7 protein-coding genes are annotated in these 11,207 nt (G+C 48.8%); 4 read left to right on the top strand and 3 right to left on the bottom strand.

Going from position 1 to position 11,207, the window contains the following annotated elements:
* Positions 1–80 precede the first annotated feature (80 nt).
* A complete protein-coding gene (locus tag ABW391_RS25855) occupies positions 81–2,486 on the top strand; it encodes a penicillin acylase family protein (RefSeq protein WP_353484799.1) in 2,406 nt (801 codons plus the stop codon).
* Positions 2,487–2,636: 150 nt separating this feature from the next.
* Here ABW391_RS25855 and purK read toward each other — a convergent pair whose 3' ends face one another.
* On the bottom strand, positions 2,637–3,797 hold the full coding sequence (purK, locus tag ABW391_RS25850; RefSeq protein WP_353484798.1) for a 5-(carboxyamino)imidazole ribonucleotide synthase: 1,161 nt from the start codon (positions 3,795–3,797) through the stop codon (positions 2,637–2,639).
* A 242-nt stretch (positions 3,798–4,039) separates the two neighbouring features.
* On the opposite strand from purK, the gene ABW391_RS25845 reads away from it, so the two are divergent.
* Positions 4,040–5,377 carry a dihydroorotase gene (locus ABW391_RS25845; protein ID WP_353484797.1) on the top strand — a complete coding sequence of 446 codons (1,338 nt, stop codon included), beginning with the start codon at positions 4,040–4,042 and terminating at the stop codon, positions 5,375–5,377.
* 10 nt (positions 5,378–5,387) lie between these two features.
* Here the strand turns inward: ABW391_RS25845 and ABW391_RS25840 are convergent, their stop codons facing one another.
* Positions 5,388–7,841, bottom strand: a complete 2,454-nt coding sequence (locus ABW391_RS25840; RefSeq protein WP_353484796.1) for a heavy metal translocating P-type ATPase — start codon at positions 7,839–7,841, stop codon at positions 5,388–5,390.
* A 177-nt stretch (positions 7,842–8,018) separates the two neighbouring features.
* On the opposite strand from ABW391_RS25840, the gene ABW391_RS25835 reads away from it, so the two are divergent.
* The gene (locus ABW391_RS25835; protein WP_353484795.1) at positions 8,019–8,687 is read left to right on the top strand and encodes a Uma2 family endonuclease; all 669 of its coding nucleotides are present in this window, start codon (positions 8,019–8,021) and stop codon (positions 8,685–8,687) included.
* A 2-nt stretch (positions 8,688–8,689) separates the two neighbouring features.
* Here ABW391_RS25835 and yiaK read toward each other — a convergent pair whose 3' ends face one another.
* On the bottom strand, positions 8,690–9,718 hold the full coding sequence (gene yiaK / locus ABW391_RS25830) for a 3-dehydro-L-gulonate 2-dehydrogenase (RefSeq protein WP_353484794.1): 1,029 nt from the start codon (positions 9,716–9,718) through the stop codon (positions 8,690–8,692).
* Positions 9,719–10,018: 300 nt separating this feature from the next.
* Here yiaK and ABW391_RS25825 point away from each other — a divergent pair.
* Positions 10,019–11,207 (top strand): family 78 glycoside hydrolase catalytic domain (locus tag ABW391_RS25825; RefSeq protein WP_353484793.1); only part of this gene is annotated, 1,189 nt, incomplete at its 3' end.

The following is an 11,207-nucleotide window of genomic DNA, read 5'->3' as shown; positions in this document are numbered from 1 at the left end:
AGGCAAACATTTCCCCAATCTTATTTGCACTTTCCTCCTTAAATGGTATACTTACTCAGTTTTACCCTCAACTACCACGCATGAAATATACCATTGCCCTGCTTTTGTTGTTGATCGCTCAAATCAACCTCTTTGCCCAAGAACAATTGAACCTCCCCGGGTTGGAAAAACCCGTTGAAATCATCACCGATCAATGGGGAGTACCGCACATTTATGCCCAAACCGAGCACGATCTGTTTTTTGCCCAAGGCTTTTATGCCGCCCGCGATCGCCTTTTTCAGTTTGAAATGTGGCGTCGCCAGGCCACAGGTACGGTGGCAGAAATATTGGGCGAACGCGAGATAGACCGCGATAACGGTGCACGCTTGTTTCGTTTCCGGGGCAATATGGATCAAGAAATGGCACATTACCACCCCCGGGGTAAACAAATCATTACCGCATTTGTAGCTGGAGTAAACGCTTGGATCAAACAAACCCAGCAGCAGCCCGATTTGCTGCCCATGGAGTTTAAATTGCTGAATCTGAAACCCGGATTGTGGACGCCAGAAGTGGTTATTTCCAGACATCAGGGGCTATTGGAAAATGTGCAGAACGAATTGAAGAATGCTCAAGCGCTCCTTTTGGTAGGCGAAGAAAAACTCAAATCCTTGAATTGGTTTCACCCCAAAGAGCCTGATTTGAAGCTCGATCCCAAAATACCAGTGGAACTGCTGCAACAAGACCTCCTGAAGTTGTACAATGCCTTTCGCAAACCGCTCAGTTTTCAACCCGAAGATCTGATCGGGGCAGTACGCAATTCTGATGCCAAAGATTACCAACATTGGGCTGCCATCGATGCCGAAGAATACCTGCAAAACCAAAGTGAAAGACTTTCGAATGTAGGCAGCAACAACTGGATTGTGAGTGGTAGCCGCACCCAAAGTGGCTTTCCTATGTTGGCCAACGATCCCCATCGGGCAATTTCTGCTCCTTCCTTGCGCTACATGTCCCACCTGGTTGCTCCTGGCTGGAATGTGATTGGCGGCGGCGAGCCAGTGATTCCTGGCATTTCCATCGGGCACAACGAATACGGCGCCTGGGGCTTGACCATTTTTGCAACCGATGCCGAAGACCTCTATGTGTACGAAACCAACCCCAATAACCCCAATATGTACAAAGTCGGCACTGAATGGCGCAAAATGACCATCATCAAAGATACCATCAAAGTCAAAGGCCGAGCGCCAGTAGTGGTAGAACTGAAGTACACCCACCACGGCCCGGTGGTGCACGAAGATTCGAAATTGAAAACTGCTTGCGCGGTACGTTGTGCCTGGCTGGAAGTGGGTGGTGCGCCTTACCTGGCTAGTTTGCGCATGGGACAGGCCAAAAACTGGAGTGAATTCCGTCAGGCTTGCAGCTACAGCCATATCCCTGCCGAAAACATGATCTGGGCCGATCGGGCAGGCAATATCGGCTGGCAAGCCGTGGGGATTGCGCCCATCCGCCGCCATCACAGTGGCCTTTTGCCCGTGCCAGGCGATGGCAGATTTGAGTGGGAGGGTTATTTGCCCATTTTAGAACGCCCCAGCGTCTACAATCCGGCCAAAGGTTTTTGGAATACATCCAACGAAGACGGCACACCCAAAAACTACAACAAATGGGAAAGCATCGGTTTTGTGTGGGCTGATCCTTACCGCAGCGATCGCTCCGAAGAGGTGCTGAGTTCGGGAAAACAGCATACCCTGGCTGATTTTATGGCGCTGCAAACCGATTACCTCTCTATTCCTGCCCGCAACCTGGTGCCGCTACTGCGCAATTTGGTCAGCACCGATACCAGCGCAGAGTGGGCACGGAAAACCCTGTTGCAATGGGACTATCAATTGGAAAAGAACTCCATTGCGGCTACTTTGTACGATGCCTGGGAACGACAGATGAAAGCCCAATTTGAGCAAATGCTGATGCCCGAAAAAGCGCGTAGCTTGATCACTTTGCAGCCGTATCGCATGGTGGAGTTTTTGCTTTTGCCAGATGGAAAATTTGGGGCAAATCCCACCTTGGAGCGCAACAATTTTATGCTGAAAGCCCTCGGCGCGGCCATGCGCAGCCTGGAGACCCGCTTCCCCGGCATGCCGCGCAGCCAGTGGCAATATGGGCAAGCCTTGTACAAACACGTGCTGATCCGGCATCCGCTGAGCAATGCAGTCAACCCCGAGTTGCGCCAAAAACTGGATCATGGCCCCTTGCCACGTGGCGGATCTGGCATGACCGTGGGCGCTACAGGGGGGACCTACAATCAATTGAGTGGAGCCTCGTTTCGATTCATGGTGGATACGGGCAACTGGGACTACTGCCTCGGTACCAATACGCCCGGCCAATCGGGCAATCCCGAGCATCCGCATTACCGCAACTTGTTTGAAATGTGGGCCAATGACCAGTATTTCCCCTTGTTTTATTCCCGGAAAAAAATTGAGTCGGTGAAGTATTCGACGATGAGTCTGAAACCTTAGTTGTTTCTTTTTCACCACCTCAGAAACTTGAGACACCTCAAGGTTCACCTAAGTCAATTTACTCTTAGGTGCATCTGAGGTGTCTCCGGTTCCTAAGGTGGTGAAAAAAACAAGCAGCGAAGCTGCTAAATAAAAGAGAAAAACCACAACTCAGAAACTCTGAATGCTCAACCGCTCTTGCACCAACTTAGCAATCCGCACCGCTTCTTCAATGCTCTCGGCCAAAACCGTGGCATGCCCCATTTTGCGGAAAGGTTTGGTGGTGCTTTTGCCATAAAAATGCAGTTTTACTCCCGGCAAGGCCAGGCAATCTTCCAGGCCGACGTAACGGGTAGGTCCACTGTATCCATCCGCTCCCAGTAAATTGACCATCACCGAAGGGCACTTCATGGCCGTACTGCCCAGGGGAAGATTGAGGATGCCGCGCAGGTGCTGTTCAAATTGGGAGGTGTAGCAAGAATCGATGGTATGGTGGCCACTGTTGTGGGGGCGGGGTGCTACTTCATTGATCAGGAGCTGATTGTCAGGCGTAAGGAATAGCTCTACTGCCAGTAAACCACAAATCCCAAAAGTCTCGATGCAGCGTTTGGCCAACTCAACGGCAGCAGCTTCGATGTCTGGATCAATGCGGGCAGGACAAATCAGGAATTCAACTAGATTGGCATCGGGATTAAAATCCATTTCTACCGTTGGAAAAGCTGCGATTTCGCCAGCGGCATTGCGCGCTACGATAACGGCCAGTTCTTTTTGCAGTTCGATGCATTCCTCAAGTAAACAAGAACCTGGCAGCAATTTTTCCACCAAATCCTGTTCATTGCGAATGATGGCAACGCCTTTGCCATCATAACCCGCGGTGCGCGATTTTTGCACAAAAGGGAAAGTCCATTTGCCTTCTTGCACCGCCTGACGCACAGCAGCCTCGTTTTCAAAAAGCTCAAATGGAGCACTGGGCAAGTGGTGCTTTTGGTAAAAAAGCTTCTGCAAGCCCTTGTCTTTGATCAAGTTCAATGCTTCGGGATGAGGATGTACGGTTACACCCTGGGCTTGCAAGGTTACCAAAGCCTCGGTATTGACGTGCTCGATTTCAATGCTGATTACGTCTTTGTCGGCACCAAAGGCCAGCACATCTTCGTAGTTTTTGAAACTGCCTTCCACAAATGCTTCGGCAATTCCACCTGCTGGAAAGCTACGGGAATCGTCCAGAAAATACAAGGGCAGGTGCCAGTTGGCTGCCGCCAATCCCAACATTTTCCCTAATTGGCCGCCGCCCAAAATGCCAACCTTAAAATCCGGTGAGAGTATTTCTTTCATGGTCTTGACCAAGTACCTGGTGCGTTTGAATTTTGTGCGAAATACTTCTTTTTTCTTGAATTTATCGCCACAAATTGCTTAAAATCGGTTTATTTTGCCCAAGTATGACGCAAAAAATTACTTCCCGATTTTTTTAGAGGGTTTTGAATAGGAAGCTCACTTGAAATGAACCGTTCGACTTCCTATTCAAAACCTAAAATCGGGAAGTTAATTTTTCTGCGTTTATAAACAATTCTAAGCACATGGCCAAGATACTCTTCAAGAATGCCCAAATCATCAACCGCGGACGCATCACAGCGGGTGATTTACTGATCGAAAATGGCAAAATTGCCAAAGTGGGCGGAATCATTGAGGCCACTGGCGCGCTCGAGATTTCCGCTGAAGGCAAGTACCTGATGCCAGGCATTATCGACGATCAGGTTCATTTTCGCGAGCCGGGACTGACCCACAAGGCCGACTTGTACACCGAACCCCGCGCAGCAGTGGCCGGTGGTGTTACTTCATTCATGGAAATGCCCAACGTGAAGCCTCCAACCCTGACCCAGGAACTGCTGCAAGAAAAATACCAGATTGCGGCAGCCAAATCCCTGGCCAATTACTCGTTTTTCATGGGGGCCTCCAACGACAACCTGGGCGAAGTACTCAAAACCAATTCCCAGGAAGTGTGCGGCATCAAGATCTTCATGGGCTCCAGTACGGGCAATATGTTGGTTGACGATGCACAAACTTTGGATGCACTGTTTGCTCAAGTCCCCATGCTGATTGCAACGCACTGCGAAGACGAGCACACCATCCGGCAGAATGAAGCCATGATGCGGGAAAAATACGGTGAAAACGTGCCAATGGATCAGCATCCGATCATCCGCAATGAAGAAGCCTGCTTGAAGTCCTCCAGTTTTGCAGTAGAATTGGCCAAAAAGCACAATACTCGCTTGCACATCCTGCACATCTCTACTGCTGAAGAATTGGCGCTGTTTCGCAATGACATTCCATTGGCCGAAAAACGGATTACCGCAGAGGTTTGTGTTCACCACCTACATTTCAGCGCCGATGATTATACCTGGGCAGGCACCCAAATCAAGTGCAATCCAGCCATCAAAGCCAAACACCACCGGGAGGCATTGCTTGCGGCTTTATTGGACGATCGCCTGGATATTATTGCTACCGATCATGCGCCGCATACCTGGGCTGAGAAGCAAAATAGCTATTTTCAGGCGCCTTCAGGACTGCCTTTGGTGCAACACACCCTCAACGTAATGCTCGAGTTTTACCAACAAGGAAAAATCTCCCTCGAAAAAATCGTAGAAAAAATGTGCCATGCCCCCGCAGAATGTTTCCGCACGGTAGACCGCGGCTACCTCGATGAAGGAGCATGGGCAGATGTGGTCCTCTTCGATTTGGAATCAGAATGGCGGATTACTCCAGAGAACATTTATTACAAATGTGCTTGGTCTCCGTTTAAAGGGCATACCTTCCAGGGGCGGGTGGAGGCTACGGTCGTCAGCGGCCATTTGGCTTATCGCGATGGTCAGTTTTTTGAAGACAAAAAAGGGGAGCGGCTTCGGTTTTTAGGGGTTTAATGCCCAAAGCCTACTTTTTCAGCATCTTTGCCGCCAACCAGTTGCTGGAGATCGTGCCGAAAATCACAATTGTGATCGAACTGAGTGGCATCAAAATGGCCGCGACCACTGGAGACAAAGCACCTTGTACAGCAAAACTCAGCCCCACAATGTTGTACAACAAAGCCAGTGAATAGGCCCCAAATACCAGTTTCACACTTTTGCGGGCATATTCAATAAAAGCGGGCAAACGCTGGAAATTCTCCGCACTCAAAATGGCGTCTGACGCAGGAGTGAAATTGGCGGTATCTTCAGTGATGGCAATGCCAGCATCGGCCTGACGCAGTGCTCCGGCATCGTTCAGCCCATCGCCCAGCATCAGTACTTTGTTGCCTTTTGATTGCAACTCCTGGATGAATTGTAGTTTATCCTTGGGACTTTGCCGGAAATGCATGTTGGAGCGCCCTTTGAATATGGGCTCAAGCAACAAGGCTTCCCGGTCATTGTCGCCACTGAGCAGGTATACCTCGCCCAAACTTTGCAGGTATTGCAGGATTTCTACCGCCTGTGGCCGCAAAAAATGCTCCAGCACAAAATACCCTTTGATTTCATTTTCAATCTGAACATACACGCCTTCACCATCCATCTGCGGGTTGAGCAGGTGCTCATCCATGAAACGGCGCGAACCCAGTTTTACCTCACGGTTTCCAACCAGGGCAGCAATTCCCGCTCCTGGTGTCTCCACACAATCCAGTACTGAGAAATCCGGCTTGAATTCGGGATCAAACTCCTTAGACAATTCGTTGTGAATCAATTTACTGGCCGGGTGATTGCTTTGGCCACTCAACACGGCAATCAATTCTTTTTCGCTTGGGCTCAAGGTTGTGCCTACAAATTGCACCGCACTTTTCTGACCAGCGGTGATGGTGCCGGTTTTGTCTACCACCACCGTATCCACGCGGTACAATGCCTCGATCGCATTGGTGTTTTTGAGGAAAAAATTGTACCGTCCAAGGATGCGCAAGGCGTTGCCCAGGGTAAAAGGAACCGACAAGGCGCCTGCACAAGGACAAGCCACAATCAATACCGCTGTAAAGGCATTGATGGCAGTATGGACATCGCGGGGCACCCAGTAAATCAAGGTGCCAAAGCTCACCAACAGAATGGAAGTGGTAAAGTAACGACTGACTTTATTGGCCAGAATACTGGCCTGACTTTCTTGTTTTTTATTGAACGCATCCTCGTTCCAGAGCTGAGTCAGGTAGCTTTGGCTGACTTTTTTGCTCAAACTCAATTCGATGATGCCCCCCATCTGTCGGCCTCCGGCAAATACTTTTTCTCCGCCGGGAATGCGCACGGGATCGGCTTCCCCGGTTACAAAACTGTAATCGATGCTGGCTTCTCCCCGCAAAAGGATGGCGTCGGCAGGAATCAGTTCGCCGTTGCGCACCAGGATAATGTCGCCAGCATCCAGTTTGTCCAGCGCTACTGATTGTTCTATGCCGCCTTCTTTTTTGCGGGCTGAGATGGGAAAATACGATTTGTAGTCCCGTTCAAATGAGATGTGGTGATAGGTGCGCTGTTGAAACCACTTGCCAATCAGCAGAAAAAAAATCAAACCCGCCAGACTGTCCATAAATCCCGCACCGCTGTGGCTCAGGATTTCGTAAACGCTGCGCAAAAACAGTACTGCTGCACCAAGCGCCAAGGGAACGTCAATATTGAGCTCCGCCCGCTTTAAGCTTTGGTAGGCCGAACGGAAGTAATCCTGGGCACTGAAAAAGATAACTGGCAAAGACAACCCAATGTTGAGCAAGCCAAAATATTTGGAAAATCCCGATTCAGTCAGTTGATTCAAGCCCAAATACTCCGGGAAACTGAGCAGCATGATGTTGCCAAAAGCAAATCCGGCTACCCCGATTTTATACGCAAAACCCCGGTTGATGGCTGGGCGAGCGGCTTCATCCAGGCTTCCCAGGTTGATGGCTGGCGCATAGCCCAAACTGGCCAATAGTTCAGCGATTTTGCGCAAGCTCGTTTCTGTTTCGGAAAATACGAGATGCAGTTCCCGCTTCAAAAAATTGACTTGTGATGAATGGATGCCGTTGCTGAGTTGGAACAGGTTTTCGAGCAACCAGATGCAGGAAGCACAATGGATTTGGGGCAAAAACAAGGTGATGCGCGTGGTTTTGCCATCGCTGAATTGTACCAGGCGCTTGAGGACTTCGGGGTCGTCCAGGAAAGCGTATTCTTCCCGGCGTTTGCCCCGGAGGCTGATGCCCGCCGTTTCGTCAATGGCGTAATACTGACACATTCCATTGGTGTTCAATATTTCATATACCGTCCGACAACCTTCGCAGCAGAATTTTTTTTCATCAAAAGGAATAGGCGTAGTGGGCAGTGGTTCGCTGCAATGGTAACATTGGGTATGGTTGTCGACCCGAACTTTGCCGGACACTGATTTTAGGGTAGTACTTGCCGTCATTGACAGTTGATTTGATGATAAAAATCATGGTCATAAAAGTACTTTGGGTGAAAATGAGGGATAATGACAATTGTCACCAGGCTATACTGATTTCATCCAAATCTTAGCAGCGTAGGGGCGTGTAAGACTTGGTTTGATTTGCCAAAAGTTGTATCTTTATTCCAGAAATAAATGTTTATGTCCGCAGCACTTTTGAAAAAATTATTGGATGCGCCCGATTTGCCTCAATTGATGGAGCAAGCCCAAATTCAATTTGAAGCTGAAAAAGAACGCCGTCATGAATTTCGCGAGTGGATAACGTCTGGAGTCAAGGCTGAATTCATCAATGGAGAGGTGATCTTGCATTCGCCTGTGAAACGGGGGCATTTGCGATGTAGCGGCAATCTTTTTAAATTGTTGGACACTTTTGTAGCCCTTAACAACTTGGGCGAAACTTCTTATGACAAAGGCATGGTTGCTTTAACCAGAAACGATTACGAACCAGATATTTGTTTTTGGGGCAATGAAAAAGCAATAGATTTTACAGACGAAACCATGCTGCATCCAGCCCCAGATTTTGTAGTGGAAGTATTGTCCAAGAAAACCGCCAAGTATGATCGTACAGTCAAATTTCAGGATTATGCCATTCACGGTATTCCTGAGTACTGGATCATTGACCCTTGGGTACAAACAATTGAGCAATACTGGCTTCAACTCATTCCTGTAAATGAATATGCATTGGTTGCCAAATGGCGAAATGGAGACACCATCAAATCGCGTACTGTAGAGGGCTTTTCAATTCCAGTTGCAGCAGTCTTTGACAAAGCAATTTGCGGTGAAACCATGAAATCCTTTTTTATGTCTTGAGTTTACATGCTCATCAAACCTTCTATCTCTGCCCACACTTTTTGCAAAACCGGGATGCCCTGCGCCAAATTCCGCGTGCGAGTAGCCAATATCCGTTCACCTGGGAAACTGATTTTTTGCTTCTCATTCATAGGTAAAGAAGCATGGTAATCCTGGATAATGTCCTCCAACATACGCGCAATGGCCGCATGATTGCCCAACTTTTGAGGATCGATGGCGATGAAAACTTGAGAAACACCATATTCTACTTTCGTTTTGCTCAGCTCGTGTGTGGATGCACCACCGGATAGAATAGTGGCCAGAATATCGAGCAGCAAAGAGAATCCCGCGCCTTTCCAGAAACCAATCGGAATCGATCTGCCTGTTTCCAAAATGCCTGCAGGATCGGTGCTCAACTCGCCAGCGGCATTGTATCCACCCGGAACCGGGAGTGTTTCCGCTTTCATGGCCGCTTGTTCCAATGCTCCAAAAGAATATTGCGACATCGCCATGTCGAGCACAATGGCTTCATCTCCGTAGGGAATGGCCATAACAAAAGGATTGTTGCCCAATTTGGCATCCAATGCACCCCAGGCAGGCATATTGGCAATGGTATTTGTCCAGCCGATAAATATGAACCCCGCTTTGGCAGCCTTCCAGCCATAAGTACCACCGCGCATCCAGTGATTGGTGTTGGCCAAACTCACGCAAGCAATGCCATGTGCATGGGCCAGTTCGAGGGCACGATCGGTGGCAAAAAGCGCATTGATCGGGCCGGGGGCCAGGTTGCCGTCCCATTGTTCGATGCCACCAAATTTGTGCGCCAGCGTTGGTTCTGCATCGGCTACTATGTATCCATCGCGCAGGTATTGCACAAAGCGGGGAAAACGATTGACTCCATGGGTGTACACACCGTCGATGCTGTTTTGGGTGAAAATTTCTGCGCAACTGAGTGAACGGTCATGGGGCATGCCATTTTCCAAAAGAATCTTTTCAAAAACGTCCTGCATTAGTTCTGCCGGAATAAGCGTGGTGTTTGCTGAATTGCTCATTTAATGTGGGTATGTTGCTGTTAAAGATACAAGACTTGAAAATATTTTCTGTACTCCAACCAGAATTCTGGGAAAAGCGGGATATTCGTTTTGTTTCCTGATTAGCTCACAACACTGGCAGCTTCGCTGCTATGTTTTTCACCACCTTAGACACTTCAGAGACCTAAGAGTCATCTTAGGCCATACTGTTTGGATTCTAAAGTGCATCCCAGTTGTCTTAGGTTTCTAAGGTGGTGAAAAAATTACAACAGCGAAGCTGCCAGAGTAATGTGAATCAATAAATGTTACCAAACCACAATCATGGTTATGTTTAAAAATACCTTTTTCCTGCTTTTTTTGTGCACCTGTTCTTTGGCGTTGAATGCGGCCTCCCCACTTCAGGTTGCTCAATTGACCTGCGAATACCTTGAAAACCCACTGGGTATCGACATTGCCAAGCCCCGCCTCGCCTGGACTTTTCAAAGTACGGCCCGCAACCAAAGTCAATCTGCTTACGAAATCTTGCTCAGTACCGACTCCAAAGCTCTGGAACAAGGACAAGGCACTACCTGGTCGACGGGAAAAATCAACTCCAATCAAAACATCCAAATCGAATACGAAGGGGCACCTTTGCAATCGTTCTCTCGGTGTTTCTGGAAAGTGAGGGTGTATAATCAGGACGGAGAAGCCTCTGAATGGAGCAAGACCGCGTGGTTTGAAACCGCCATGCTGCAAGCCTCAGATTGGCGGGCACAATGGATCAATGATGGAAGTAGTCTGCCTGAAAAAGACGAACAATTTTATGGCGATGATCCGATGCCCTTGTTTCGGAAATCATTTGCTGCCACCAAAAAAATCGCCAGCGCTCGCTTGTACCTGAGCGGCTTGGGGTACAGTGAAGCCTACCTGAATGGTCAGAAAATCAGCGATAACGTCCTGGATCCAGGTTTTACTACCTACCGGAAACAAGCTTTGTATGTAGTGCATGACATTACGGCTCAAGTTCTTAAAGGCAACAACACCCTTGGCGTGATGTTGGGCAATGGTTGGTGGAATCCTTTGCCACTGCGTTTGTTCAGTCGGTTCAATTTGCGTGATCACCAGGAAACTGGCCGCCCTTGTCTGAAAGCCGAAATCCACTTAACCTACACCGATGGCAGCAAAGAAATCATTGCCAGCAACAACACGTGGGAAACTGCTCCTGGCCCCATTCTGCGCAACAACGTGTACCTGGGTGAACACTACGATGCCCGCCTCGAAAAACCTTTTGATGATCCCAAAACCTGGAAAAATGCCAGTACCACCGCTGGCCCAAGTGGGGCATTGACAGCACAAATTCAAGCGCCCATTCGGGTGACCAAAGTGATCAAACCAATTGGGATCAAAGCCTTGGGCAAGGATACTTTTCTGGTGGACATGGGGCAAAACTTTGCGGGTGTTGCTCGGATTCGGGTGCAAGGGGCTGCAGGTGCCAAGATCACCATGCGTTTTGGAGAAGATACCCTGAAAA

The organism is Haliscomenobacter sp. (assembly GCF_040403615.1).
Classification (GTDB): Bacteria; Bacteroidota; Bacteroidia; order Chitinophagales; family Saprospiraceae; genus Haliscomenobacter.
This window is presented reverse-complemented; position numbering and strand designations above follow the sequence as displayed.

Excerpts from the sequence above, each read along its gene's own strand:
- ABW391_RS25855 (WP_353484799.1), top strand. The coding sequence starts at position 81 with ATGAAATATACCATTGCCCTGCTTTTGTTGTTGATCGCTCAAATCAAC.
- purK (WP_353484798.1), bottom strand. The coding sequence starts at position 3,797 with ATGAAAGAAATACTCTCACCGGATTTTAAGGTTGGCATTTTGGGCGGC.
- ABW391_RS25845 (WP_353484797.1), top strand. The coding sequence starts at position 4,040 with ATGGCCAAGATACTCTTCAAGAATGCCCAAATCATCAACCGCGGACGC.
- ABW391_RS25840 (WP_353484796.1), bottom strand. The coding sequence starts at position 7,841 with ATGACGGCAAGTACTACCCTAAAATCAGTGTCCGGCAAAGTTCGGGTC.
- ABW391_RS25835 (WP_353484795.1), top strand. The coding sequence starts at position 8,019 with ATGTCCGCAGCACTTTTGAAAAAATTATTGGATGCGCCCGATTTGCCT.
- yiaK (WP_353484794.1), bottom strand. The coding sequence starts at position 9,718 with ATGAGCAATTCAGCAAACACCACGCTTATTCCGGCAGAACTAATGCAG.